Origin of the sequence: Natrarchaeobius oligotrophus (genome assembly GCF_003841465.1) — an archaeon.
GTDB classification, from domain to species: Archaea; Halobacteriota; Halobacteria; order Halobacteriales; family Natrialbaceae; genus Natrarchaeobius; species Natrarchaeobius oligotrophus.
In genome coordinates, this window is record NZ_REFZ01000003.1 from 249,418 (window position 1) to 275,826 (window position 26,409).

Consider the following 26,409-nt stretch of genomic DNA (forward strand, 5'->3'; position numbering starts at 1 on the left):
CGCCGTTCGCCGACGCCGCCCGCCTGATCGCGATTCAGCAGCTGCATCGTCTTCTCAACGACCCATCCACGGACCCCAAAGCCATGAGCACGAACACCGAGTCATCCGGACCGAACGAATCGCCCATCCAGACGCTACCGAACGAACTCGAGTCGCTTCGAGAGCGAATCGCCGCGCTCGAATCCAGCCTCGAGCAGAAAAAGGAGCGTCTCGACCACCTCGAGGCCGAACTCGGCCGAGAGCGAGCAGCGAACGAGCGTCTCGAGGCACGGGTCGAAGAACTCGAGCACGCACAGACACCGATCGAGGCACGGTTAGACGCCCACGAAAAGAAGCTGAACGCGAACAAGGATCGCGTCGGCGAACTTCAGGCCCGCGAACTCGAGAAGGGCGCGCATCTGTTCGAGGAGAACGTCGACCGGAGCGAAATCGAGGTTGCGGACGGCCGCCTCGAACGGATCGGCAAAGACGACGGTCGGCAGTACTTTCGACTCCCAGAGAGCGACGATCCACTCGAGCGTGGCGGCGACGTCGCGCTGGCACACGGCGATCTCCTGCCGATTCAGCAACTCGCCAAGATGGACGATGACATGCTCCATGCAACGACGTCCCCGCTGCCTTCCCGGCTCGCTGCCAAGCTCTGGAAGGCGCGTACCGATCCCGGTGTGGGTGACAACCCCTGGGAGAAGGGCAGTACAGGAGTCCGTGAGTACGTTACAGCGAGCGATATGAAACACTGGATCCGCCGGCAAGAGAAGGGCATCAGTGACGAGTACGCAAAGAAACTCGTCTCGAGGACGATCGATGCCTTGCTCGACCTCTCAAAGAACCGCCTCGCGATCAAACGAACGCGACAGCGCAAGAACGGTCTCGAGTACACCGAGCGGCGCGTCCTGCTGATGGAAGATGCAGAGATCCCTGGTGAAGGAACTGGAGCACCCGAGCAAGAGTGTCCGGAGACAGCTGACGTCGACGGCTGAGGCTGTCCCCGGGTTGCTCGAACCCACCTGAGAAGGCAATCACTCTGCAGGACTCACAGCATTCCCGCGCGATTGCGGTTGGTTGCCTGTCTGGTTACTTGTCTGTCTGTCTCTCGATCGGTCGTCGTCGGTCAGAGACCGCCGACTGCTCGAGAGCGTTCACTGAAGACGTCAGGTGTCACCGGGACCCTGGAAACAACTAGTGCTGTAAATCTCGAGTGTTTGTGACCACAGAATCGAAGGAAAACTCCTGTACGTCGAAAAAACGTCCTATCGCAAGATCCGACATGCAAGATGGTGTTTTGATTCTCTATTCAAATACCAGCATTGAAACCACATCGAAAGATATAATATTATAATAGGATTTCGTAACTTATTCTAAAGGTGTAGAATAAATAACTCTCTGGATGACGAGATGGACCGTAGGTAGGATACCTCCGATGGGGAGGACCTGCGCCTTAGCATACAGGATAGATACCTAATACATGAGCGGAGAACAATCATATAACAGACGGGAATTACTTCGATATAGTAGTGCAATTACTGTCGTCGGTCTCGGAGGTTCGGGAATTGCGGCAGGAGATGACGGCCGAGAGTACGATTTCGACAAGGTCGACGACAAGGGGAATCCCCTCCACAGTGACGAAGTCACGACGGCGGGGACCGTCCAGGCAGGAAGTACGTCGGGAAGTTCGCCTGTCAACCCGACCGAACCGGTAACCGCCGAAATAAATGCATCGACGTACGAGTGGATCAGTCTGGACCCGGACGAGTTCGGTGATGACTCGTACGCATTGCGGCTTAGTGACGATGGTGGCGTCAACTTCAATTTCCGCTACGAGACGACAGGCGACCTGACTGTCGACATCATCTGGCGACACGACTCCGGCGGGGAACTGGCGTATCTGTTCAACGACCAGGACAGTATCCAGACCGGGTTCCGAGCGTTCACGAACGGAATCGCGGGCAACGGGCTGTTCTTCAGGAATCCATTCGGCGGCAACGACATTTTCGTCGACGAGGATTTTCAGGACGGGAACTGGTACCAGATCCGGATCGTTCTCGACGCTGACCAGAACACCTACACGGTCTACATCGACGGCGAGGCAGTTGGCGAATCCTACTACGACGCCAGCGGGTTCGTCACTAGTGACGACTTCAGGATCATGGGTCGGAAGACCGGTTCGTCCACGCTGGTCGACTACCGGTATTTCGCCTGGGCCAACAACGTGATTCTGCCTGACGAAGCGGATCGGATCGACTCCTCGCTGCTCCGGTTAGACCTCGAGGAAGGCGAAGGTGAACAGATCACCAACCGCGGCCTCGTGGGTGTCGAAGATCTGCTCGACGAAAAACGGGACCTCATTACACAGATCCGGTCAAACACCGCGGCGTTCGCAGAGCCATCCGACGTCGACGTCGCGGCGGACCAGTTCGTTGAGGACACAGAGCGACAACTCGATGACCTCACGACCGACGAGAAGAAACAGTACACAGAGGCACTCAACAGACTGGTCAGCAGCGAACGAGTCGCCGAAGAGGCGTCTGGAGAGCCTGTCGAGGATATCGTCACGCGAACCGGAAACGCGGTCGTTAACGCCATGATGACGATTGGGATCGAGGCGTTAACGCTTGGCCTCGGGAACGCCAGTATCGCCCAGCGGGCGGTCAAACTAGTCGGTGAGCAAATCTCCGGCGGTGCAAAGGCAACGACCCGGACGATCACCGGGCAGTTCGCAGAGTACGCGACGAAATTCGACAACCTGATCAGTCGCAGATCTGTGGACTTCGGGCGGCAGGTCGATGAGTACGTTGATACGTATCCGAGGCAGTTCAGGGAGAATGCTGGCCTGACGGAATCCCAACGCCGTACCCTGCGAGATTCGCTGCGGGATGAATCCATCAGAGGGGTCATGAACGTGGCGACAGCTGCCGGAGAAAACGTCCCAGACGACCTGTACGCCGACATTCAGGCGATCGTCGACGATACCAAAGAGCGGTTCAATCAACTCGCGTTCGATTACTACTGGTTCGGGGAGAAAATCGTGGACGACTCCCTCGACTTCCCGACGGTTTCGCTCCCGACGGAGGTCGGGTTTACCGTCGATATCCCGTACGTCGACATTCCGTTCGTCGACACCGAGTTCGACATGACCTACGAGTTCGAGTCAGAAAAGATCGACGAGGCGGAGTCGACGCTCGACGACCTCGCCGACCGACTCGATACCCTGGCTTCGTTCGAGTCCGCTATCACCGCGACTGGCATCGAACCGGCGATGACGGTGGGAGTAGACTATCTCGAAGACGAGATCGAGACCGGCGGGCTGGAACAGCAGGACCCGGAAGACCGCGAGAACCTGTCCGAGTCGGGACAGGAGGCGACCAATCTCGTCACGAGGGGTGCCTCCACCGTATTCGATATTATCGATACGCTGACACGGGGTGTCATGTACGCGAGTATCATGATCGGGCTTGCAGTCCTATTTATCTACGCCATCGTGGCAGCAGCGTCTCTCTCTAGTGTGGTTGGCGTCCCGGCGATCATCCCATCGACGGGACTGTTGCTCGTAATACTCGGCATCCTGAGCGCCATCGATGTTCTGATCGTCCTGAGTCGGGTGGGGGCGATCGGGAAGGCGCTGACGCTTCTCGCACATATCACCACTATCACGACGGCTGGTATCAACACCAACGTAATCGAGGAGGTGAGCTAAGATGGTCGAGCAGATCTACACGGACTTCCTGACAGCACTCCGTGAGGACGACGGTGAGCAGGCGATAGCGCTCGCAGACGAGTACCTCGAGGTGCTCAGTGCACAGACAGGAGTCGATATCGCACGAGAGGTCGCTGCACGCCGATACCTCACCCAGGGAATCACTCAGGACGACCGTGAGACGACCGCCAGAACTGTCATCGAAGCTGGCGAGCAGACCCGTCAACTGCGCGCCCAGAGTGGTGCCCTCGTGCATGCGCTGGCATCGGGCCAACTCGATTTCGAGCGCGGTGCCAACATCACCGAGGAACTGATCGACGTACAGGAGACGCTAGACAGCGCGTACGAAGAACTTCGCGCGGACGATGCCCTGGAGCAGGTAGGGCCGATCCTGGTCGCTGACAGCGACAGCTCACTCGAGGTCCAGAAGGCGGTGGACGAAACTACCCGCGGACGGGGACCCAATTCCGGGAACGGAAACCCCAACCGGGGGGGCGGCAACGGTGGTGGTCCCCCAACCGGGACCGTTGTCGAGACGAGTGCGACCGTTGTGGTCAGGAACGCAGGTGGCGAGGCCGCGACCGATCTCGATGTCGACGTCGACGAGACGCCGCTTTCGGGTGTCGACGTGAGACCGGCGACCGTCTCGGAGATCGGTCCAGACGAACAGGCCGAACTCACCGTCGAGGTCTCCCGATCGAATCCCGCCGGGAGGTACACGCTGACGATTCAGATCGGCTCGGGGGCGGATGGGGTCTCCGAGTCCATACAGGTGATCGTCGCGGACAAGCAGCGATACGTCGAGGATGCGATCACCTCCCTGGAAGACCTCCGAGACGTGTTCGAGGGAATCGGACAGGAGACTGATCGCTCGATGCGATCGTTCCTGCGGATCACGAACCGGTCGCGCCGCGACCTCGAAACTGTCCGCGATGACCTCGATGACGGGTCTATGGACGCGAAGGGAGCGAACCAGGAGTTGTTCTCCACCAAGCAGGGCCTCTCCGGTCTCCCATCGAAAATAGAGACTCTCGCAATGCTGTCCGGCGCTGAACGGGCCTCGCTCACTTCCGAGGTCGACGCCATCGTCGACTCCATCGAGCGAGCCATGGGGGCAGGAATCGAGCACTGACTGTCGCTTCCACCCGTTTTTCTGGAGTGCCGACGCGGTTCCGATTCACAGCGGCGGGCCCCTGCCGAGGGACACGGCTCACAGGAACCCGGCAGCCAATCCGGCAGCAGCCATCCCGGTCCCAATAATCTGCAAGGTAGTTCGCTGTCCGGCGCCGGACAGTATGGCGCCGTCGTCCGCCGTGGACTGGTGGTAGCGGGAGAGGTACGCCACGTACAGGCCGGTAGCGGCGGCGATGACTGCGGCTACGTCACCGAAGTAGCCGGGTAGTGTTCGACCCCGGGGATCCGTCAGCGGCGTGATCGCATCCATCCCGAGGACGACGATGGTCGGCACCCCCACCGCGACGAATGCCGTCAGGATGCTCCGCCCAGCGGCGAGGATGATCCCCTGAGTGGTCGCCTCCCGGCGGTCGTCGGTGAGGTGGACGACGAGCAGGAGTGCCGTAGTCAGGACCCAAATGCCGGTGAGTACCTCGAACTGGGAAACCATATTTGCATGTTCTATTTTGAGTATAAAAGGACTGTTATTCGCTTTTAGTCAGTCGACGTGGTGAGGTCCGAACTCGAGCAGGCGATCGACGACGCCGGGGCCGAGCGGCGGAAAACACGAGGGGCTGACGATGAGTAGCAAGCAGATCTCTTGGGGGGCTGACAAACGCTCGAAGCCGAACAAAGGAACGGTGTCTACCTACTCGAGGTAGAATCGGGGTTTGATGGTTATACCGTTCATTCGGCGACAGATCACGTCTAGTAGCTTCCCAACCGTCGAGTGACTAGTTCTCAGCATCCTCGATAGTCGGATAGAGCCGGTGTAGTTTCGTGCGAGCGTCTTCGTTTGTAAATTGCCAATTGACCGTGACATCCAACTCATTACGCTCAGTTTCCCACGCAGCGACCTCCGACTGGAGGGTCGCTGCGTCCGGAATTCTGCGGTTGAGACACTGAGTCTGGAGCGTGCTCCAGACGAGTTCGGCCATATTCAGCCAACTTCCGTGCGTGGGCGTATAGTAGAACTCGAACCGACCGAGATACTCGCGTGCTTTTTCGGGCGAGAAGAACCGATAGAATGCGGCGGGATTGTGCGTGCTGAGGTTGTCTAAGACTACCCGGATGCAGTCCGCATCCGGGTAGTCGTCCGCTATCGTCTGCATGCAGTCGATCCACTCACATGTCCGCCGACGTTCCGTCACGTGAAGGCGACACTGACCTGTCAACGGCTCAGTCGCCATGTGAAGCATTCGTTTCCCATTGCGTTCGTAGTGATGATCTACTCGAGCGACCGCTCCCGGTGTCGCCGGGAGCGGGTCGCGCACGTGCTTGCGAAGCTCCTTGCTAGATTCGTCGAAACAGATGACCGGACGGCTTTCGTCGTACGGTTCTTGATACAGCGACAGGAGTGTTTCCATGCGGTAGACGAATTCCGCGTTTTCCTTGGGCGGAATGAGCCAGTACTCAGAGCGGTGTGGCTTCAGGTCGTTTTTTTAGCCGCCGTCGAACGGCTTCCTCGGAGATCGAGTCGAACTCGATCTCCTCGAGGGAAACGAGACGGTCAGCCAGAAGAGCGTACGTCCAGCGAGATCGGCCTTCGGGTGGCTCCGAACAGGCCAATGCGACGAGATGGGCTTCAGCTCGACCGTCAAGTTTCGGCTCGTAGTCTCGGTCGGGCTTGCGGCGGTGGATCGCCGCAAGCCCTCTCTCAGCGTACGCTTTGCGTGTCCGATAGGGCGAGGAAATTGCACAATTGAGGTGCTCACAGATCGTCGGATCTGTGAGCCCCTCGTCGGATTTCAGGAGAATCTTTGCTCGAGTGATTGCCTCGGCTCTGTGTTCGCCTTTCGAGACAAATCTCTTCAGTTCGTTCCGTTCTTCATTCGAGAGATCGACAACGTGCTTCTTCCGTCCCATTCCTGTAGAGAGGCGCTCAAGGGAGATAACCTAGTCTGTCCACGGTTGGGACGATACTCAGTCCCCGTCGCTATTCTTCCGCAGATGCCAGTAATTATATTATCGACCAGTCCGATTGTTAGGATGGAAGTCGTTCGCTCCGAAACGCGACCGCGTGGGCGTGCACGTGAAAACGCCCCGGGTGGTGAGGCACCCGAGGCGAGCGGCTTCCAAGCGTACACTCGGTTGCCATGCTTACGTTCCTGCCACCGAGACAAAAAGGTCTCGCACGACGGCTCAGTATCGCACGCGAAAACCGAACGACCACGGACGGCGCTCTCACGGACTCGAGCGACCGTGAGCGACGGCGCGACGCCCGAGAGAGCGGCGAACGACCGAGCATTGACCGTCGGCCACGGGGGTGGCGGCGATGAGTTCCGCGAACGACGCGGCCGATACCGCCGGCGTCGACCGGCCCGCGACGGTCTGCGACCGCTGTGGCGACCGCCTTCCCGAGGATCGGGTGATCCGCCTCTCGAGCGACCCCTGTCCCGCGCTCGCCGACCGGTACGAAGGCGTCGCCGAGACGTGCTGTCCCGACTGCATCGCGGGCATCGGCATGCTCGCGTTCACGGCCGAGGCTCGAGCGTTCGCGGAGACGAGATCGTAGCGTCCGCGCCGCTGCCGATCGGTGAACCCGACCGCGATCGCCCGATATCGCCGCTCGGGTACCGCCCGCACCGGCTCGAGGCGATTCGTCTCAGAACTCGAGGCGCTCCACCACGCGCCGTTCGGCCTTGCGGAGGTGTTCGGCGGCGGTCCCCGGCGCGCAGTCGAGTTCGGCGGCGACGTCCTCGACGCTCGCCTCGCGGGGAACGGCGAAGTACCCGAGATCGCGGGCGACCCGGAGCGCCTCGCGCTGTCTGGCGGTCAGCGTCTCGACCGCGCGCCCGCCGCCTCGGTACTCGCCGACGCGCTCGACGGTCGTCTCGATCCCGTCGGGGACCGCCGCGAGCGCGGCCTGGATGTCGTCCGGCTCGCCGATCAGGCCGAATCGCAACGAGAGGTCCATCCGGTACTCGAGCGGCGGGATCGGCACCAGGCTCCCCTGTGCGAACGCCGCGATCAGTTGCTCGCCGAGTTCGCCGGGCTCCTCGCGGACGTACACGTAGAACCCCTCGCTGTCGGCCTCGGTGACGTCGACCGTGAGGAAGTTCTCGAGGTCCGCGATCCGCTCGCGGTAGGCCTCGCGGTCGCCGACGACGTGAAAGAGAAAGACGTTGTAGCCGTCGTGGGCGTGATTCCAGTTGATCATCCGGTAGCGGCTGAACGACTCGTGGTCCGCGACGAACCGGTGCATCGGGTGGACGGTATCGGAACCGAGCTGGAGGGTCAGCCGAACCGACTTCATCGATTGCAGTTCGGTCTCCTGATATAAATGCCCTAGCGACTGACGCAGAATCGACTCCCGGAATCGGCCTCGAGTCTCGAACGGGATGCTTTCGGAGCTTGCACTCGAGTCGGTTGGAGGGGTCGGGGAGTCGGCGTCGACGGACGACGCGCTCGAGGCGATACTCGAGGCGTACGCGCTCGACCGCGACGATCACCTGAACGCGCCGGCGGCGGTGGTTCGTCCCGACGAGGTTCGGGACGTCCTCGCCGCGCTGCGGGACGAGGCCGAACTCGACCACTGCGCGTGCGTCACGGCTCAGCAGTACGCCGATCGGTTCGAGACGATCTACCACCTGCGCTCGTACGCCGACGCGACGCGCGAGGCGAGCGTGGTCGTGCCGACGCCGGTCGACGAACCGACGAGCCAGTCCGCCGCGCCGATCTTCGAGACGGCGAACTGGCACGAACGCGAAGCCTACGACCTCGTCGGCATCGAGTACGAGGGCCACCCCGACCTCCGGCGCATCCTGCTGCCCGAGACGTGGCAGGGTCACCCGCTGTCGCTCGCGTACGATCGGCAGAAACCCCAGATCGTCACGCTCTCCGAGCACGCCAACCCGATCGCGGGCAGCGAGCGCGATCCCGAGGGGGAGACGCTGTTTCTGAACGTCGGTCCGCACCACCCCGCGACCCACGGCGTCATGCACGTCAAGGTCGTCCTCGACGGGGAGACCGTCGTCGACGTCGAACCCGACGTCGGCTACATGCACCGCTGTGAGGAACAGCTGTGCCAGCAGGGGACCTACCGCCACCAGATCATGCCCTATCCGGACCGGTGGGACTGGGTCTCGTCGGGGCTGCTCAACGAGTGGGCGTACGCCCGGACCGCCGAGGAGCTGGCCGACCTCGAGGTACCGGAATACGCGCAGGTGATCCGGACGATGGGTGCCGAACTCTCCCGGATGGCCTCGCACTTCATCGCCCTCGGCGCGTACGCGCTCGACGTCTTCGGGGAGTTCACCGCCACGTTCCAGTACGCGATGCGCGACCGCGAACTCGTCCTCGACGTCCTCGAGGAGCTGACCGGCCAGCGGATGATGTTCAACTACCTCCGCCTCGGCGGCGTCGCGTGGGATCTGCCCGAGCCCCGCGAGGAGTTCGTCTCGCTCGTCCGGGACCTCCTCGACGGCCTGCCCGCGAAGGTCGCGGAGTACCACGACCTGCTCGTCACGAACGAGGTGTTCCAGCTTCGGTGCGTCGACACGGGCGTCCTGGAGCCCGAGGTCGCGAAGGCCTACGGCTGTACGGGTCCCGTCGCTCGCGGTTCGGGCGTCGACTACGACCTCCGCCGGGACGACCCCTACGGCTACTACCCGAACCTCGAGTGGGACGTGGTAACCGAATCGGCCGGCGACAACTACTCGCGGCTGCTCGTGCGCATGGGGGAGGTCGAGGAGTCCGCGAAGATCGTCGAGCAGTGTCTCGACCTGCTCGAGGACTGGCCGGAAGACGACCGCGAGATCAGGGCGAACGTGCCCCGAACGCTCAAACCGGACCGCGACGCGGAGCTCTACCGTGCGGTCGAGGGGGCGAAAGGCGAACTCGGCATCTACATCCGGTCGGACGGCACCGAGACGCCGGCCCGGTTCAAGATCCGCAGCCCCTCGTTTTCGAACCTCTCGGCGTTACCCGCGATCGCACGGGGGGAGTACGTCGCGGACCTCATCGCGGCGATCGGCAGCCTCGATTGCATCATGGGCGAGGTCGACCGCTAACCACGGCGTCGCGGGGAGCGAACGCCGCAGCGCCCGCTCGAGAAACGGAAAGCCGAAAGACGCAACGAACGGGCCCGATCAGTCGTCGTCGACGATGACCTCGACGGGTTCGTCGTCGGACTGCTCCGTGGAACCCGAGGCGCTCTGTTCCTGATGCCAGAGGAGGGCACCGGCGACGAGGACGACGACCCACGACCGCCAGTTCGCGAGGTTGAGGGTGTAGCCGACGCCGAAGGGCTTCTCGACGAGCATCCCCTCGCCGGGCTGCCAGTACGAGGAGATCATGCGACTGAGGCTCGGTCGGTCGAAGTTGTACGGCACTCCGAGAATCTCTCCGGAGGTCGGTTTGTCTACCATGGGCGAACGTACGTCCTCACCTGATATGAGTATTGGGTGCTCGGTCGCGCCACGAAAGCGCGGTCGCTCGCCATCCACTCGGATCGTCACCGGTCGAACAGATCGTGCAACACCGCCGCTTCGGCCTTCTGGAGGTGTTCGCCCGCGGTCGCCGTCGAACACTCGAGTTCGCGGGCGACGTCTTCGATCGTCGCCTCCCGGGGCACCGCGTAGTAGCCGAGTTCGAGGGCGGCCTCGACGGCCGCCCGCTGGCGCGGGGAGAGCCGTCCGATCGCGCTCTCGGGCGCGACGGAGCGCCCCCCGACCGCCTCGATCGTAACGCCGACCTCGTCGGGAACCCCGTCGACGGCGGCCTGGATGTCGGCGTCCGTGCCGACGATCGAGAACGTGTTGGTTCCGTCGTCGTTGCACGCGATCGGCGGAATCGTCAGCAGGCTCCCACGGGTGAAGTTCTCGAACAGGGTTCGCGCGGCCGCGGCGACCTCTCCCTCGAGAAAGCAGTGACACTCGCGGTCTCCGATCGGTAACAGTTCGTACTCGTCGGCGGTCTCGCTGGACTCGAGTTCCGCCTCGAACCGGCGGTAGTCGCCGCGGAGCCACAGCAGAAACGCCGCGGGCGGCCGCGCGACGTTCCAGTTGACGATCCAGGCCCGTTCGAGGTACGACGCGCCGCCGGCCAGACGCTCGTACAGCGGCGGCGCGAACTCGCCGGTGGGGTCGAGCGTGATCCGGACGCGTTTCATCGTCTCGTCGGCTAGTTGGAGTGGCGGATAATAAACGAGGCAGAAACGTTCGGCCAAATCGTTTCCTCTCGAGCGCTCGTCCGAACGGATATGCACCGAAACGTTGGCGGACTCGATCGCATCGTTCGCGGCGTCCTCGGCATCTGGCTGCTCGTCGTCGCGTTCGCGGCCTACCACGACGACGAACGCGAGCGCGCCGCGATCGCCGGCGTCGCCGGACTCGGATTGCTGCAGAACGCGCTCACCCGGTTCTGCGGCGGGAACTACCTGCTCGGGATCGACACGACCGACGACTCCTGTCGACTCGAGTGAGCGGGCCGGTGCCGACGCGACCGACGACGGACGCGGCGACGCGACGCCGCTCGTCGGGGCGGCCGTGACTACGTCCCGTCCTCGACGTATCGGCCGCGCCCTTCGACGTCTCGAAGCCGCTCGAGCACGGACTCGTCGCCGACCTCCCGGTAGCCCTCGCGGACCGCCTCCCGCAGCGGCTCGGGATCGGTCGCGGTGCCGACGAGACTCTGATCGAAGACGTGGAGGTCCATCGCGTAGTCCTCGACGTGGTCGGTGTGATAGCCCAGGCCGAAGTCGATGAGGTACGTCCGCTCTCCGCCCTCCGTACGGACGTCGGCCGGTCGCTCGTTCGAGGACGCGCGGCCCCGTCCGACCCGCACGTTCCTGGTCGTCGGATCGCCGTGGACGAACCCCGCCCGGTGGATTCGCGCCAGGTGTCGGCCGACGTCTCGAACCCGTTCGGCGGTGAGCCCCTCGCGCAGGTCGGACTCCCCGACGTACTCGAACTCGAGTCGCGCCTCGAGCGGGTCGACGTCCGACAGAACGGGGGTGGGGACGCCCTCGCGACGGGCGAGGCTCGTCAGCCGGGCCTCGAGCGTCGTCCGCTCGCGCCGGAGCCGTTCGTCCAGGGCGGGGTGGCGGTAGCGCTTCTCCCGGCGGCGTTTCGTCACCCGACCGGCGGCGGGTTCGAGGTCGACGACGGCCTCGGCACCGCGAATCCGGCCGTCGTCGGAACCGATCGCGACGTTGCCCTCGTCCGATCGCCACCGCACGGGAACCTGGTCGGGGCGGTAGTTCGGGTCGACGCGGGAGTCCTCGAGCGCGAGGGTGTCGCCGGCGTCGTACATCTTCGCGCCGAGGACGGCGATCATGCCGGCGTTGTCGCGCAGAAATCGCGGCTCCGGCGCGTGAAACGACGCGGCGCGTTGATCGCACATGGCCGCGAGCATCTCCCGCAGGCGAGCGTTCTGGCCGACGCCGCCGCCGAGGACGAGCTCGTCGCTGCCGGTCAGCGACAGCGCGCGCTCTGAGACCTCCGTCAACATGGCGAAGACGTTCTCCTGGAGGGAGTAACAGACGTCCTCGACGGGAACGCCGTCGTCGTACGCCTGTTTGGCGGCGCTCATGATCCCGGAAAAGGAGAAGTCCATCCCCTTGACGACGTAGGGCAGGTCGACGTACTCGCCGTCCTCGGCGGTGGCCTCGACTTTCGGCCCGCCGGGGTGAGACCAGCCGACGTGACGGGTGAACTTGTCGATCGCGTTCCCGACGCCGGTGTCCATCGTCTCCCCGAGGACGCGGTAGCGGCCGTTGCGGTAGGCGAGCAAGTGGGCGTTCGCGCCGCTCGCGTTCAGACAGACCGGCGAGTCGAATCCGGAGGCGTGGCGTCCGATCTCGAGGTGGGCGACCATGTGGTTCACCCCGACCAGCGGTACGTCGAGCGTCTGGCTCAGCGCTCGCGCCGCCGTGGCGACGACGCGCAGGCAGGGACCGAGGCCGGGACCGCGGGAGAAGGCGACGGCGTCGACGGGAGACGATCGTTCGTCGTCACCGTCGCGCGTCTCACGAGCGTGCTCGAGCGCACGTTCGACGACGCGCGGAATCGCGTCGTGCATGTGTTCGGCGGCCTCGCGGGGGTGAATGCCGCCACTGTCCGGTTCGTACGCGTCGGTTTCGATGAAAACGGAGTCGACTCCGTCGCGTCCGGAATCGTACACCGCCGCGCTGGCCGCCCAGGCGGTGCCTTCGATGCCGAGTACTCGGGTGGCGGTGCTCACGTCGAGTCAGACGGTGGCTACTCCCACTCGGTGTAGCCACACTTCCCGCAGTGTTGTCGGTCGCCGTGGTCCGCGAGGAAGGTGTCGCCACACCGGGGGCACTGTTCGCGCTCGACGCCGCCGTCGTCGCCGTAGAGTTCGTGGCGGGACATCTAGGCCTCCTCCGCTTCGGCTTCGCCCTCGCCCTCGTCGGCGATGATCTTGTTTCGCTCGAGCATGTGCTCCTGCTCGACGTCGCGGGCGTGATCTGCGCTCTCGTAGACTTTCGCCTCGCCGACGGTCTTTCGCATGCCGAACTTGGTGTCGAGTTTGCGGATGACGACCTCGTCCGCGTTCTTGTTCAGCTTCGCCGCCAGACTGTCGCGAACCTGCAGTCGTTCGGGGGTGGCGTCCTCGTGGGCGAGTTCGAACGTCACGTCGGTTCTGTGCAACATGGGGTTCTCCTCCTCGGAGATGATGTCGACGTCCATGATATCACTCAGTTACCCTACTATCCCCGTGTAGCGCCTAAAAGGATTTCGAAGTGGGGGGTCTCGCGCTCGAGCGAAACGGATCGTCGCTCGTCGACCGACGCCCGACACGTCAGCGGGTTACAACCAGTCGACGCCGTCGATCCGAAACTGCGCGCCGTCGCCGTGGTTGGACGCGGAGACCGTCCAGCCGTGACGATCCGCGAGGTCTTCGACGATCGCCATGCCGAGACCGGTGCCGGTGCCGGTACCGGTCGTTCCCATCTCGAAGATGTCGTCGACGATCGACTCGTCGATGCCGACGCCGTCGTCGCGGACGACGATCGAGTCGCCCTCGGTCCGAACCGAGACGGTGAGCGATCCGTCCGTCGGCGTGCCGTGTTCGATCGCGTTCCGAAAGAGGTTCTCGAACAGTCGCCGGAGCTGGGACGGATCCGCCTCGAGAAACGGCGCGTCGTCGGTCTCGAGGGTCGCATCACCCGTTTCGACGGTGACCCAGGCCTCCCCGACGACGCGATCGAGACTCACTCGCCTGACGTCGAGCGGCGAGGTGCTTCGCGCGAGCGTAAGGATGTCGTCGACGATGGTCCCGATCCGATCGAGCGCACCGTCGATGGCATCCAGTTCGGGCGCGTCGACGTCGTCTCGCTCCCGAACGGCGGCCAGGTTCCCCGTGGCGACGTTCAACGGGTTCCGAATCTCGTGGGAGACGATGCTCGCGAACTGCTCGAGTTGTTCTTTCTGCCGACAGAGTTCACGCTCGCGTTCGGCGAGCGAGTTTCTGATCGCGATGGCGTTGAGCGCGTGGCCGATCGTCTCGCCGAGTTCGCCGAGGACGGCCCGCTCCGTCCGGTAGAAGACGTGAGTCGGATTCGTCTCGAGGACGAGGACGCCGTGGATCGTCTCCTCGTAGACGACGGGCGTCGCGATTCGCGTCGCGGTCGTCCCGCCGTCGACGTCCGATCCGTCCACCGTCTCGTCCGCGCTCGCGGTCGAGTCGGTACCGCCGTCGGCGTCGGCCCGTTCGGTCGTGACCGAGACCGCATCGATCGTTCGCGAGACGAGTCGACGCGTCGACGGCTCGCCGTTGAGCCCGGCCGCGTCGCCGCCGCCCCAGGCGTCGATCGTCCCGCTATCGTGATCGACGAACGCGAAGCCGACCGCACGGTACACCTCGTCGTCGATCAGCTGGTGACAGATCCGTGCGATCATCTCGTCGCGGACCTGCTCGCGAACGAGGGAGTCGTTGACGTCTCGAATGACCTCGTTGATCCGGGCCTGTTCGCTGGCGCGGTGTTCGATCAGTCGTCGTTCGATCGCGGAGTTGATGTGGTAGGCGAGCTGGGCGACAGCGTCTTCACCCTCGATGTCCCTGATGTACGCCGTCACGCCGTTCGTGGTCGCCCTTCGAACGCTGTCTTCGTTGACGACGAACGTGAAGATGATAAACGGCAATTCGCCGTATTCCTCCCTGACGTGCTCGAGCAGCCGCAGTCCGCCCATGTACAGCCGGCCGTTCTCGTCGGGAATCTCGTAGTCGCTGACGATGCAATCGACCTGCTCCGTCTCGACGATCGACGCTGCGGTCGGGATGTCCTCCGCTCGTCGAACCTCGAGCGAGAGCCCGGTGCGATCGATCGCCTCGGCTATCTTCGGTCGGTCCGGAAAGCGGCTGACGATCAGCAGCGTCGGCGTCACGGACTCCACGGTGTCCGTTCAGAACGAACGGGCTTAATCGATTCGGGTATATTACGCCCCGGTAACAACGGATTAATCGGAGTGGTCCGATCCGACGGTTCCGGATCGGTTCCGGGCGGCGACACCTTTTTGCACGGGAGCCGTGACGGCCAGCTATGGGCGGCCAAACGTACGAGAACTTCTACGCTCGCGGGGCCGCGCTTTCGAAGCTTCGCGAGCAGATCCGCGACTCGGAGGAGATCGTCGCGCTCGCGGCCCCCGTCGAGTTGATCCGCGAGATCGAGGACGTCCTCTGGGACGCGCTCGATCGAGGCGTGCTCGTGCTGTTGTTACTCGCGAGCGACGAACTCACCTACGAGGACGTCACGACGCGCGAATTCCCCGCCACGATCGTCCGGTACTGGGAGCCACGCGGCATCGTCGTCACCTCCGGGATGATCGATTACCACAGCGGCCTCATCACCGTCTCCCCGCTTTACGATCCGGACGCTGAGGTCGGTCGAACGTTCGCGTATCACGACGAGTTCTTCGGAAACATGCAGCTGACGAGCCTCGTCGTGAACTTCTGGCGACGCGGCGACGAGGTGTACGCGGCCGATCCCCGGCCGCTTCCCCACACCTACGACAGCTTCTTTTACGCGGTCATCGACGCCGCAAAGCGGCTGCGGGACCGACACGATCTGTACGCGACGGTGTCGATCACCGACGGGAGCGACAGGTACGGGGACAGCATCGACGGGCCGGTGATCAACGTTCGCCAGAACATCGTCTATCCGATGACGAACTCCTTTCCCGCCGAGAACAGCATGTTCGTCGAGTGCGAGCGGGGCGTCGTCTCGATCGGCGGCCCGAGCGCGACGGTCGAGGACGTCGGCGCGTCGGCCGTGAAACTCTACGAGGGCGACGGCGGGAACTCGAGTCGACGCGAGTGAGCCCGGCGCACGGAAGGTCGTTCACTTAGGCCAGCACCGCCAGCCCGCGCGGCGTCTTCTCGGTCAGGTCGTCCGACCACGCGACGGGCAGTTCACTCCAGGAGTCGCCGAAGTCGGTCGTCGCGAAGACGGCCCGGACGACGCCCTCGCCCGTCGGAAGTCCGCGGTCGTCGAGTCGCGACCAGTCGTCGCCGTCGCGGCGACGGTAGACGGACGACTCCGCCGACTCGGTCCTGTGCGCACTCGAGGCACCGCTCGCGCTCGAGACGAGGACGGCGTCGGGATTCGCCGGGTCGGCAACGACGCTCCAGCAGTAGCGGTGGTCGAGCCCGGACTGCGGGCGATGCCAGCGCTCGCCGCCGTCCGTCGAGACCGCGAAGCCGTCGCCGGCGGCCGCGTAGACGAGCCCCTCGCGATCCGGGTGGGTCGTCAGGCTGTGGTTGTCCCGGCGCGAGCCCTCGGGCCGTTCGCGCCAGGTCTCCCCGCCGTCCGTGCTGAGAACGAACGCGCCCGCCTCGATGCCGACGTAGAGGCGGTCGGGATCGAACGGATCCACGGCGAGCCAGCGAACGTGGTGCGTGTGCGGACGCGGCGGGAAGTACCACTCCGGTTCGGACGGGAGGTCGACGAGTCCGTCGAGGTGCTCCCAGGAGTCGCCGCCGTCGCGCGAGCGGTAGACCCGACTCGGCTCGGTGCCGGCGTAGACGGTTTCGGCGTCGTGGGGGCTGATCGCGAGCGCGGTCACCGCCTGGCTCTCGAACGGCGTCTCGAGCCGATCGAACGCCCCGTCGCGGTCGGTACGCCGGAAGAGTCCGCTTTCGAACGTGCCGGCGAAGACCCGGTTCGGCTCGTCGGGCGAGACCGCGACGCACTCGAGACGTCGCCCCTCGAGGTGCGCCCTCGTCGTCCACTCCCCCGTGCCGGTGCCGTCCCGGCAGTCGAGCAGTCGGTCCGCCAGCGCGACGTACGCAGTTGGCATACCGCGCGTACGTCCGCCAGCCTGAAAGCGTTCGCGTCGTCGGTGAACGCTATCGCGCCGGGGCCGATTCATTTATCCCCTCTCTTTTCCAATGGCTATTCGTTACCACAATGTCCTTCAGATATCGCCGCGCAGCCGAGCGGATTCGAAAGCGGGCGGTATCGTTGGTCGGTACGTTCGTGCTCGCGCTCGCCGTCGGCTACGCGGCGATCACCTCGAGTTCGCGTCCGATGCTGGCGCTCGAACTCGCCGTTCCGGCTGCGACCGGCTGTGTGCTCCTCTGGTACGGACGGCGCTTCGAGTCGGGACCGAACGAACGGCGGCGGGCGACGGTCGTCGCGAGCTGGGCCGTCGGTGGCGGCCTCGTCGCCGTATCGACGGTCGCCTGGAGCGCGATTCTCTCGGGTCTCGGATCGGCGGGGTCCGTCGGCGCGTCGGGTCCTCTGTTGGCGACCGTCTTCAGCGTCGGCGTCGGCGGCGGCACAACGGTCGGACACCTCGTCACCGAACGCTCTCGCGATCGCCGCGAGGCCGAGCGGCTGGCGGCGGCGATCGACACCGCGATGGACGGGATCGCGGTCGTCGTAGACGGCGAACACGTCTTCGTGAACGACGCTTACGCGTCGCTGTACGGCGTTCGGAGTGCGGACGCGCTCGAAGGACGGCGGTGGGAGGAGCTGTACGCCGACGAGTCGCTCGCGACGATCGAACGGGAAGCGTTGTCCGCGCTCTCGCGACGAGGCTGCTGGCAGGGGACGGTGACGGGAACCCGCGTCGACGGGACGACGTTCCAACAGGAGGTTACGATGACCGCACGCGACCGCGCCGAAGGCTACGTCGTGGTAGCCCGCGACGTCACGGCCCGTCTCGATCGCGAACAGCGGATTCAGGTGTTGAATCGCGTGCTCAGACACAACCTTCGAAACGCGTTCACCGTCGTCCGCGGCCACGCGAACCTCATCGCCGAGCGAGCGCCGGCGCTGGAGGATCGACACGTCGAGCCGATCCGCGAGGAGATCGACGAGCTGCTCGCGACGGCCGACAAGGCCCGCAGCGTCGAGCGACGGCTCGAGGGACGGGAGCGAACGAAACCGATCGAGCCGACCGACGCCGTCCGCTCGGTCGCAGAGCGAGCGAACGCCGCCTATCCGTCGGTTCGGATCGTCTCCAGAACCGAGGCGGTGGGTGGCGAGTCGATAGCGACGCCGGTCGACGGTGCCGTCGTGGACGCGCTGAACGAACTCGTCGACAACGCGGTCGAACACCGCGGCGATCGTCCCGAATCGACGCGAACCGACGCCGCGAGCGTCGACGACCGCGACCCGCCGACCGTCGAGGTCGGCGTTCGAACCGCCGGCGATCGCCTCGAGTTCACCGTCGCGGACGACGGCGACGGCATCCCCGAGTCCGAACGGAATGCGGTCCTCGACGGCGAGGAGACGCAGCTGGTTCACGGCTCGGGCCTCGGCCTCTGGTTCGTCAACTGGATCGCCGCGAGCGCGGGCGGCGAGGTGCGCTTTGCCGACCGCTCGTCCGGTGGAACGATCGTGACGCTCTCGTTCCCGCGGGGAAGCGACGATCGGAGCGAGCGAAACTGGCCGCAGCCGTCCGGCGGCGAAGGAGTGGCGGCGGACGGAACGGCTCGATAATCGCGTCGTTCTTCGTCGACGCCTCTCGGCGGCTGTCGCGTCGGTCCGGGCTCGACTCACTCGAGAGGATCCGCGACGCGGACTCGGCCGAAGTGCGCCAGTTCCGTCTCCTCGCGTCGCTCGTCGCGCGACCTCGGACGGACGGCATCCGTCTCACTCGACCGCGAACGTGTTCTCGTCCATCCGAACGCCGCCGAACCAGCACTCGAGGGCGACGAACCCGACGTACACCGCGACGAAGAGCGTGACGGCGACGTTCACCAGTCCGAAGCCGCTCGGACCCGAGAGAAGCGTCGCGAAACCGACGGTACTCGAGCCGATCGCGAGCAACGCGAGGCCGACGGCGGCGACGCGTGGCCAGCCGACGGTCGTCACGCCGAGCGGGAGTCGCTCGCGGAGTCCGGCGACGAGCAACGCGAGGCCGGCGGCGACGAACCAGCCGATCAGCCACGCCGTCCCGGAGGCGGGGAGCCCGCCGGAGAGCACCACGATACCGGCCGCGAGCAGTATCGTAACGAACCCCGCGGCGGCGAAGCCGTGACGGATCGTCTCTTTGCGTTCGCTCATTCACCGGAGCGTCGTCGGGGACGGCCTAATCGGTTCCGATCGCTCGAGACTCGGTCGTCGTCCGTAGTGGCCGATCCGTTCGGTGCCGACTCAGTCGTCGTCCGTCGACGCGGTCACCGGTTCGACGCGCTCGCCGCGTGGCCCCTCGAGGTCGACGTCGGGCAGCAGGTCCCGGAGGTAGCGTCCGGTGTAGGAGTCCTCGAGACGTGCGATCTCCTCGGGGGTGCCGGTCGCGACGACCTCGCCGCCGTTCTCGCCGCCCTCCGGCCCGAGGTCGATGACGTGGTCGGCGTTTTTCACGAGGTCGAGTTCGTGTTCGATGACGACGACGGTGTTGCCGTTGTCGGTCAGCCGGTGGAGCACCTCGATGAGCTTTCGTTCGTCCTCGTGGTGCAGTCCCGTCGTCGGCTCGTCGAGCAGGTAGAGCGTCTCGCCGGAGTCCTTCTTTCCGAGCTCCTCGGCGAGTTTGATCCGCTGGGCCTCCCCGCCCGAGAGCGTGGTCGAGGGCTGGCCGAGGGTCATGTAGTCGAGTCCGACGTCCTTCAGGAGCTTCAGCCGTCGACGAATCTGGGAGTTCGACTCGAAGAACTCGTAGGCCTCCCCGACCTCCATGTCGAGGACGTCGGCGATCGTCTTGCCCTTGTACGTGACGTCGAGGGTGGCGTCGTTGTAGCGCGCGCCGTTGCACTCCTCGCAGGGGACGTACACGTCTGAGAGGAAGTTCATCTCGATTTTGACGGTCCCCTGGCCGCCACACTCCTCGCAGCGGCCGCCCTTGACGTTGAACGAGAATCGGCCCTTCTCGTAGCCGCGCTGTTTCGAGAGCTTCGTCTCCGCGAACAGCTCCCGGACGTAGTCGAAGACGTCGGTGTACGTGGCCGGGTTCGACCGGGGCGTGCGACCGATCGGCGACTGGTCGATCAGTCGAACCGTCTCGATCTGATCCAGCCCCTCGATGGCGTCGTGATCGCCGGGGATGACGCTCGTGTTGTCGTTCATCTCTCGTGCGAGCCCCTTGTACAACACCTCGTGCATGAGGGTCGACTTGCCGGAGCCGGAGACGCCGGTGATCGCGGTGAAACAGCCGAGCGGAAGGTCAACGTCGAGATCGTCGAGATTGTGCTGGCGCGCACCGAAGATCGTCAGCGTACCGTCGGACTCGCTGCCTTCGTCCGACGTAGTCCCACTCGCTCCGCTCGCGGGACCGCCGTCCGGATCGCGGCGCTCGTCGGGGACGGGAATCCGCTTTCGGCCCGAGAGGTAGTCGCCGGTGATCGACTCCTCGCAGGCTTTGACTTCCTCGACGGGGCCGTTGACGACGACTTCGCCGCCGCGTTTGCCCGGTCCGGGCCCCATGTCGATGACGTTGTCCGCCCGGCGCATCGTCTCCTCGTCGTGTTCGACGACCAGCAGGGTGTTGCCGAGGTCTCTGAGCTCCTCGAGGGTGTCGAGCAGCCGGTCGTTGTCCCGCTGGTGGAGCCCGATCGACGGCTCGTCGAGGACGTACAGGACGCCGACGAGGCCGGAACCGATCTGGGTCGCGAGCCGGATGCGCTGGCTCTCGCCGCCCGAGAGCGTCGACGCCTCGCGGTCGAGGGTGAGGTACTCGAGGCCGACCTCGACCATGAATCCGAGGCGCGCGCGGATCTCCTTCAAGATCTCCTCGGCGATCACCTTCTCGCGTTCGGTGAAGTTCGCCTCGAGGGACTCGAAGTGGGCGAGCGCGTCGCCGATGCTCATCGCGTTGATCTCCGTAATTGCGGTGCCGTCGACCAGAACGGCCCGACTCGCGGCCTTCAGACGCGTGCCGTCACAGGACGGACACTCCGTCGCCGACATGTAGTCCTCGATGTGTTCGCGCGTCGAGTCCGAGTCGGTCTCGAGGTAGCGCCGCTCTAAGTTCGGAATGACGCCCTCGAACTGCTTGCGCTTCCGTCGGGTGCCGTTTTTGGTGTGGCGCTTGAACAGCACCTGGTTACTGGTGCCGTAGAGGAACGCTTGCTGGGTGTCCTCGGCTACCTCCTCGAACGGGGTCGAAAGCGAGACGTCGAAGTGCTCGGCGACGGCGTCGAGGCGAGTCTGGTAGTACGAGCGATTGTAACTCCAGGGCTCGAAGACGTGCTTGAGCGGCTTGGACTCGTCCTGGATCACGAGATCCTCGTCGATCTCTTTCGTCTCGCCCAGCCCCTCGCACTCGGGACAGGCACCGTGGGGCGAGTTGAACGAGAACGAGCGGGTCTCGATCTCCGGCACGTCGATCCCGCAGTGGGTGCACGCGAGGTCCTTCGAGAACTCGACGACGAAGCGGTCGTCCTCCTCGACCTCGTCACCGAGTGCGCCCGTTCGGCGGGCCTCCTCGCCGAGATCCTCGGCGGCCTCCTCGGGCGGATCGGGGAGGATGAGCTTCAGGACGCCGTCGGCCTCCTCGAGCGCCGTCTCGACGCTGTCGATGATCCGCGGGCGGTCCTCGGCGGAGACGCGAACGCGGTCGACGATCACGTCGATCGTGTGATCGAAGTTCTCGTCCAGCTCGGGCGTCTCGAGGGTGAGGTCGTGTTCCTCGCCGTCGACCTCCACGCGAGCGTAGCCCTCCGAGACGAGTTCGTCGAAGAGATCCTCGAACGCGCCCTTCTGGTCGCGGACGACGGGGGCGGCGAGCTTCGCTTTCGTCCCCTCGGGGAGCTCGAGGATGCGCTCGACCATGTTCTGTGCGGACTGCTCGCCGACCTCGCGGCCGCAGTCGGGACAGTGGGGCGTTCCCACGCGGGCGTAGAGGAGACGGAGATAGTCGTGGAGCTCCGTGACCGTCCCGACCGTCGATCGAGGATTGTTCGCGGCGTTCTTCTGATCGATCGAAATCGCAGGAGAGAGACCCTCGACCGTCTCGACCTGCGGTTTGTCCATCTGGCCGAGGAAGTTACGCGCGTAGGCCGAGAGGCTCTCGATGTACCGACGCTGACCTTCGGCGTAGACCGTCTCGAACGCGAGCGAGGACTTCCCGGAGCCCGAGAGGCCGGTGACGACGGTGAACTCCTCGCGGGGGATCGTCACGTCGAGGTCCTTGAGGTTGTGCTCTTCTGCACCCCGCACCTCGATGTACTCTTTGCTCATGATTTCGTGGTGACTGGTGACTGGGTACTCGTCCGGCGCGATACCCGATTCATCGTAATTGCGTCAGTGGCCGAAGGGACTTAACGAGTCTGAAAGTCCACGGAGACGGTGCGTGCTAGCACAGGTCATCGAGTGCGTCCGCCGGCGGCCACGTCGCGCCGCCGGGCCCAAAGTGACTTCGGACCGGAGGCCTTACCGTCGGTCATGAGCGACGAAACTCCGCCGTCCGTCGACGAGTTCGTCGACTACTGCCGGATGCAGGCCGGGCTCCTCTCCGGACGGGTCGAAACGATGGCGGCGGACGCCGACGAACTGCTCGACGAGATCGACGAGGAGGTGGCGACGCTCCGCGCCCGCCTCGAGGAGCGGCGAAACGTGGCCGGCACGGAAACGCCGTCGTCGACCGACCGCCCCGGCACCGAGGAATTCGACGTCGAATCGCTCGAGGAACTCCAGCGCGACCTCGAGGAGAAACAGCTGCTGGTCGAGGCGAAAGGCGCGCGGATGGAGGCGTTCCAGGAACTCGCCGCCGGCTACACCGAACTCGCTGGAGACCTCGAGGGGACCGACGAGGCCAGCGACGCGCTCGATCGAATCGTCGAGTTCGAACTCGAAAACGACGCACCTGCGTACTTCGACGAACGGGAAACGCTCTGTGAGGCCGCGGCCGAGCAGGCCGAGACGACGACGGACGCCGAACTCGTCGAGGACGTCGAACCGACGGACGGGGCGCAAGCGGCTGACGAAGCCGAGTTCGGAGAAAGCGAAGACGGGTAACCGTTTCGAGCCGAGGTTCGAGATCCCGCGCTCCCGGGTACGTTCGACACCGCCGGATGGGCGTTTTCGGGCGTTGGTCGGACGGCCGCTCGCGTTTCACCATCCGGCTCGTTCGCCGTCGCGGATCGTCTCGAGCGGGACCGCCGGAGCGAGGGCCGGCGGATCCGAGCCGCTCAGAGAGCCTCGAGAACCGCGTCGACGTCGGCTTCGGTGTTGTAGGCGTGGACCGAGACGCGAACCGCCTCGGGGGATGGCAGCGATCTGACGACGATCCCTTCGCTCGCCAGCCGCTCGACCGTCGCCTCGGGGTCGTCGTCGGCGACCGTCACCAGTCCCGACTCGAACTCGCGGGGACCGCACAGGCGCTCGTCGTCGATACCGTCTTTGAGCCGGTCGGTGAGCGCCTCGATCCGCCGTTCGACCGTCTCGACGCCGATCACCTCGAGGCAGTCGATCGCCTCGACCAGTCCGGCGTGGGCGGCGGGCGTGGCGGTCCCGACCTCGAGTCGCCGCGCACCCGCCTCGTAGCGGTACTCCGCGGCGTTCGGCTCGACGACGCTCCGGTAGCCGACCGCGGCCGGCCTGAGGTCGCGCTCGACGCCCTCGCGGACGTAGCAAAAGCCCGAGCCGAAGGGGCCGACCAGCCACTTGTGACCGGCGGCCACCACGACGTCCGCTCCCCACTCGCGAACGTCGATCGTCGTCTGACCGGGCGTCTGTACGGCGTCGACCAGCGCCAGCGCGCCGGCGTCGTGGGCGACGTCGACGAGGTCGGCCACCGGAAGGCGGGTGCCGTGGGTCCAGGTCAGCGAACTCACGCAGACGAGTTCGGCGCCTTCGATCGCGGCGTTCGCGTCCTCGAGGTCGAGCCGTCCGTTCTCCGTCTCGAGGACGCGAACCTCGACGCCGTACTCCCGCTCGAGGCGCTTCCACGGTAAAATTCCGGCCGGGTGTTCGAGGTCGGTCCGGACGACGACGTCGCCCTCGCTCCACTCGAGGGCGCTCGCGATCCGGTTGATCCCGTCGGTCGTGCTCTCGGTCAGTGCGACCTCGTCGGGCGACGCACCGAGCAGCCCGGCGACGGCCGACCGCGCCTCCTCGTAGGCGTCGAACGCGGCGGGGTACATGCCGCCGTCGAACGGGGCCTCGTACTCGTGGCGCTCGAGGGCGGCCTCCGCCGCCTCGACGACGCGACGGGGGCTCGGACCGCCGGCACCCCAGTTGCAGTAGACGCCGGACTCGAGGGCGGGAATCTCCTCGCGAAGGTCGAGCGGATCCATAACCGCCGTACGGCGTCGATCGTGATCGGTCTGGCGGTCGCGGCGACCGCCGCGCGGACTCGTAGTCGCGCTCGAGGCGGCCGAGAAGCGAATCGAGACGCGATCGTCGCCGCCCCCGACGAAACCGGTTTTCGACGGAGACGGTCCGTCAGCGCGACCGATTCACCCCCGACTACTTTGGTCCGCGCGCCCGTGAGTGCGTCTCGAGGACGTCCCGTCCGTCAACCCATGAGTCACACCATCGAAATCAGCGACGACCTGCGGGAGCGACTCGACAGCCACCTCGAGGAGGACGAATCCTACGAGGAGTTCATCGATGAACTGGTGTCGATCTACGAGACCGAAGGCGCGTTCCTCCAGGAGGGCTACTCCGAGTAGGAGAACTCGAGGGTCGCGAAAGGAACGAAACGACAGAAGAGTGCGTCCGCGGCCGGAATCGTCGACCGTCGGAGCCGATCAGTCGTGGCTCGGGTCGTCGTGGTGATCGTCCCGGAGGTGTTCGATCGCGTGGAGTTCGACGACCGGCACGACCTTCGCGACGAGCATGAAAAACAGCGTCACCATCCCGATCGTGCCGAGGACCGACGCGATCTCGATCAGGCTCGGGAAGTACGTACCCGGCGTCGCGTAGTAGATCTCCATCGAGGGATGGAAGAACCCCTCGACGACGAACAGCACCTTCTCGAGCAGCGTCGCAAAGAGCACCGCGACGCCGCAGACGATCGCGCGCCGTTTGCTGAACAGCGACGGCCGGATGGTCTGTGCGAAGATGTACGCGAGGACGGCGGCGACGAGCCCCATCGAAACGAGGTAGATCGGGTGGGTGATCGTCGCCACCCAGGCGTGTTCCAGGTCGACGGGCGGGAAGAACGTCCCCGTGGTGACCTGCTGGAGTTGCAGCCAGAGGAACAGCAGGCTGAAGAACCCGAGCCACAGCGTCAGCCCCCGGAAGACGTCGTCGGTGATGATGTGGTCCCAGCCGTAGGCCCGCCGGAAGGCGTACGAGAGGAGGATGACGCCGCTGATCGCCGACGTCAGCGCGATCGTCAGGAACTGCGGTCCCTGCACGCCGCCGAACCAGCGGGGATACGTCGGCAGGACGGCGAACAGCCACGGGATGACCCCGCCGTGGAGCAACAGCGGTGCCATGATGATGATCGCCAGCGCGAGCCACCAGACCATCCGCTGGACGATCTGGTCTTCTTTCTCGGTGTAGCCGATCGTCAACGCGGCGTAGATCGGCCCGAAGTGGTCCGGGAGGTCGTCGCGCAATCGGCTCACGTCGTATCGAAGCGTGAGGCCGAGGTAGGTCGCCGTCAACACGAAGTAGGCCGTGATGACGGTGACGTCCCACACCAACGGCGAGTTGTGGACCGTGATGTGGTAGTGGCCGAGCACGCTCGTGACCATCCGGTCCGGGCGGCCCATGTGGACGATGATGTAAAAGCCGGCCGCGGAGAGGCCGCCGATCGTCAGCAGTTCCGCGAGTCGAGCGACCGGCATGTATCGGTCCATCCCGAGCAGTCTGACCGCGGCCGAGAGGATGATGCCGCCGTGGGCGATGCCGACCCACCAGATGAACGCGCCGATGTACACCCCCCACGTGACGCCGCCGCCGGTTCCCCAGTCGGAGAGGCCGGTTACGATCAGCCCCTGCCAGAGCTGGTAGAACCAGCCCGCGAGAAAGAGCGCGAACGCGAGTCCGGCGACGGCAAACAGCGCGTAGTACTTCGTCCCCGTCTCCCGAATCGGCCGGAGAATGTCGGCCTCGCTCGGCGTTTTCGTGCTCATTGGTCCGAGTCCCGCAAACGTATTCCGAGCACGCATTTCGTTTCGCACGTTGCACCTGCAAGCGATCCTCGAGCCCGCGGACGCTGCGGAGTTCCATCGAGGGA

General features: G+C 65.0%; 25 protein-coding genes. 10 read left to right on the forward strand and 15 right to left on the reverse strand.

Annotated elements, in window-relative coordinates:
• The first annotated feature begins 83 nt into the window (after positions 1-83).
• The 3 genes from EA472_RS06125 (at position 84) to EA472_RS06135 (ending at position 4,826) form a co-directional block, all read left to right on the forward strand.
• Positions 84-980, forward strand: a complete 897-nt coding sequence (locus tag EA472_RS06125; protein ID WP_124190627.1) for a hypothetical protein — start codon at positions 84-86, stop codon at positions 978-980.
• Positions 981-1,465: 485 nt separating this feature from the next.
• Positions 1,466-3,694, forward strand: a complete 2,229-nt coding sequence (locus EA472_RS06130) for a hypothetical protein (RefSeq protein WP_124190628.1) — start codon at positions 1,466-1,468, stop codon at positions 3,692-3,694.
• A 1-nt stretch (position 3,695) separates the two neighbouring features.
• The gene (locus tag EA472_RS06135; protein WP_124190629.1) at positions 3,696-4,826 is read left to right on the forward strand and encodes a hypothetical protein; all 1,131 of its coding nucleotides are present in this window, start codon (positions 3,696-3,698) and stop codon (positions 4,824-4,826) included.
• A 78-nt stretch (positions 4,827-4,904) separates the two neighbouring features.
• Here EA472_RS06135 and EA472_RS06140 read toward each other — a convergent pair whose 3' ends face one another.
• From EA472_RS06140 to EA472_RS22760, 3 genes are all read right to left on the reverse strand, one after another.
• A complete protein-coding gene (locus tag EA472_RS06140; protein ID WP_124190630.1) occupies positions 4,905-5,318 on the reverse strand; it encodes a hypothetical protein in 414 nt (137 codons plus the stop codon).
• Between the two features lie 283 nt (positions 5,319-5,601).
• Positions 5,602-6,300, reverse strand: a complete 699-nt coding sequence (locus tag EA472_RS22755) for an IS630 family transposase (RefSeq protein ID WP_207891134.1) — start codon at positions 6,298-6,300, stop codon at positions 5,602-5,604.
• On the reverse strand, positions 6,281-6,733 hold the full coding sequence (locus EA472_RS22760) for a helix-turn-helix domain-containing protein (RefSeq protein WP_207891128.1): 453 nt from the start codon (positions 6,731-6,733) through the stop codon (positions 6,281-6,283). Before EA472_RS22760 ends, EA472_RS22755 begins: the two co-directional genes overlap by 20 nt.
• A 409-nt stretch (positions 6,734-7,142) precedes the next feature.
• On the opposite strand from EA472_RS22760, the gene EA472_RS06150 reads away from it, so the two are divergent.
• Complete coding sequence (locus tag EA472_RS06150; RefSeq protein WP_124190631.1) at positions 7,143-7,382, forward strand: hypothetical protein; 240 nt, start codon at positions 7,143-7,145, stop codon at positions 7,380-7,382.
• A 90-nt stretch (positions 7,383-7,472) separates the two neighbouring features.
• Here EA472_RS06150 and EA472_RS06155 read toward each other — a convergent pair whose 3' ends face one another.
• Positions 7,473-8,123, reverse strand: a complete 651-nt coding sequence (locus EA472_RS06155) for a helix-turn-helix domain-containing protein (protein WP_124190632.1) — start codon at positions 8,121-8,123, stop codon at positions 7,473-7,475.
• A gap of 85 nt (positions 8,124-8,208) precedes the next feature.
• On the opposite strand from EA472_RS06155, the gene EA472_RS06160 reads away from it, so the two are divergent.
• Positions 8,209-9,879, forward strand: a complete 1,671-nt coding sequence (locus EA472_RS06160; protein ID WP_124190633.1) for an NADH-quinone oxidoreductase subunit D — start codon at positions 8,209-8,211, stop codon at positions 9,877-9,879.
• A 78-nt stretch (positions 9,880-9,957) separates the two neighbouring features.
• Here EA472_RS06160 and EA472_RS06165 read toward each other — a convergent pair whose 3' ends face one another.
• Together EA472_RS06165 and EA472_RS06170 are read right to left on the reverse strand one after the other, a co-directional pair.
• The gene (locus EA472_RS06165) at positions 9,958-10,236 is read right to left on the reverse strand and encodes a DUF5808 domain-containing protein (protein ID WP_124190634.1); all 279 of its coding nucleotides are present in this window, start codon (positions 10,234-10,236) and stop codon (positions 9,958-9,960) included.
• An 86-nt stretch (positions 10,237-10,322) separates the two neighbouring features.
• Positions 10,323-10,979 (reverse strand): helix-turn-helix domain-containing protein, encoded by a 657-nt coding sequence (locus tag EA472_RS06170; protein WP_124190635.1) that lies wholly within the window; start codon positions 10,977-10,979, stop codon positions 10,323-10,325.
• A 90-nt stretch (positions 10,980-11,069) separates the two neighbouring features.
• Here EA472_RS06170 and EA472_RS06175 point away from each other — a divergent pair, with 90 nt between their 5' ends.
• A complete protein-coding gene (locus EA472_RS06175; RefSeq protein ID WP_124190636.1) occupies positions 11,070-11,291 on the forward strand; it encodes a YgaP family membrane protein in 222 nt (73 codons plus the stop codon).
• Positions 11,292-11,359: 68 nt separating this feature from the next.
• On the opposite strand, the gene EA472_RS06180 is transcribed toward EA472_RS06175, so the two are convergent.
• The 4 genes from EA472_RS06180 to EA472_RS06195 form a co-directional block, all read right to left on the reverse strand.
• Complete coding sequence (locus tag EA472_RS06180) at positions 11,360-13,051, reverse strand: bifunctional N(6)-L-threonylcarbamoyladenine synthase/serine/threonine protein kinase (protein WP_124190637.1); 1,692 nt, start codon at positions 13,049-13,051, stop codon at positions 11,360-11,362.
• 17 nt (positions 13,052-13,068) lie between these two features.
• Positions 13,069-13,203, reverse strand: coding sequence for a 30S ribosomal protein S27ae (locus EA472_RS06185; RefSeq protein WP_124190638.1), 135 nt, complete (start codon positions 13,201-13,203; stop codon positions 13,069-13,071).
• Positions 13,204-13,521, reverse strand: coding sequence for a 30S ribosomal protein S24e (locus EA472_RS06190; protein ID WP_124190639.1), 318 nt, complete (start codon positions 13,519-13,521; stop codon positions 13,204-13,206).
• A 120-nt stretch (positions 13,522-13,641) separates the two neighbouring features.
• Complete coding sequence (locus EA472_RS06195; protein WP_124190640.1) at positions 13,642-15,228, reverse strand: hybrid sensor histidine kinase/response regulator; 1,587 nt, start codon at positions 15,226-15,228, stop codon at positions 13,642-13,644.
• A 146-nt stretch (positions 15,229-15,374) separates the two neighbouring features.
• Here EA472_RS06195 and EA472_RS06200 point away from each other — a divergent pair, with 146 nt between their 5' ends.
• On the forward strand, positions 15,375-16,151 hold the full coding sequence (locus tag EA472_RS06200; protein WP_124190641.1) for a TrmB family transcriptional regulator sugar-binding domain-containing protein: 777 nt from the start codon (positions 15,375-15,377) through the stop codon (positions 16,149-16,151).
• 25 nt (positions 16,152-16,176) lie between these two features.
• Here EA472_RS06200 and EA472_RS06205 read toward each other — a convergent pair whose 3' ends face one another.
• The gene (locus tag EA472_RS06205) at positions 16,177-17,130 is read right to left on the reverse strand and encodes a WD40/YVTN/BNR-like repeat-containing protein (RefSeq protein ID WP_124190642.1); all 954 of its coding nucleotides are present in this window, start codon (positions 17,128-17,130) and stop codon (positions 16,177-16,179) included.
• 110 nt (positions 17,131-17,240) lie between these two features.
• Here EA472_RS06205 and EA472_RS06210 point away from each other — a divergent pair, with 110 nt between their 5' ends.
• Entirely contained in the window at positions 17,241-18,779 is a 1,539-nt protein-coding gene (locus EA472_RS06210; RefSeq protein WP_124190643.1) for a sensor histidine kinase, read from the forward strand.
• Between the two features lie 153 nt (positions 18,780-18,932).
• Here the strand turns inward: EA472_RS06210 and EA472_RS06215 are convergent, their stop codons facing one another.
• Both EA472_RS06215 and uvrA read right to left on the reverse strand, forming a co-directional pair.
• Positions 18,933-19,346 (reverse strand): hypothetical protein, encoded by a 414-nt coding sequence (locus EA472_RS06215; protein WP_124190644.1) that lies wholly within the window; start codon positions 19,344-19,346, stop codon positions 18,933-18,935.
• Between the two features lie 90 nt (positions 19,347-19,436).
• Positions 19,437-22,457, reverse strand: a complete 3,021-nt coding sequence (uvrA, locus tag EA472_RS06220; protein WP_124190645.1) for an excinuclease ABC subunit UvrA — start codon at positions 22,455-22,457, stop codon at positions 19,437-19,439.
• A 204-nt stretch (positions 22,458-22,661) separates the two neighbouring features.
• Here uvrA and EA472_RS06225 point away from each other — a divergent pair, with 204 nt between their 5' ends.
• The gene (locus EA472_RS06225; protein ID WP_124190646.1) at positions 22,662-23,234 is read left to right on the forward strand and encodes a hypothetical protein; all 573 of its coding nucleotides are present in this window, start codon (positions 22,662-22,664) and stop codon (positions 23,232-23,234) included.
• Positions 23,235-23,407: 173 nt separating this feature from the next.
• Here EA472_RS06225 and EA472_RS06230 read toward each other — a convergent pair whose 3' ends face one another.
• A complete protein-coding gene (locus EA472_RS06230) occupies positions 23,408-24,514 on the reverse strand; it encodes an aminotransferase class V-fold PLP-dependent enzyme (protein WP_124190647.1) in 1,107 nt (368 codons plus the stop codon).
• A gap of 228 nt (positions 24,515-24,742) precedes the next feature.
• Here EA472_RS06230 and EA472_RS22390 point away from each other — a divergent pair, with 228 nt between their 5' ends.
• Positions 24,743-24,892 (forward strand): DUF7557 family protein, encoded by a 150-nt coding sequence (locus EA472_RS22390; protein ID WP_165874833.1) that lies wholly within the window; start codon positions 24,743-24,745, stop codon positions 24,890-24,892.
• A gap of 78 nt (positions 24,893-24,970) precedes the next feature.
• Here EA472_RS22390 and nrfD read toward each other — a convergent pair whose 3' ends face one another.
• Positions 24,971-26,305 (reverse strand): NrfD/PsrC family molybdoenzyme membrane anchor subunit, encoded by a 1,335-nt coding sequence (gene nrfD, locus EA472_RS06235; protein WP_124190648.1) that lies wholly within the window; start codon positions 26,303-26,305, stop codon positions 24,971-24,973.
• Between the last annotated feature and the right edge of the window lie 104 nt (positions 26,306-26,409).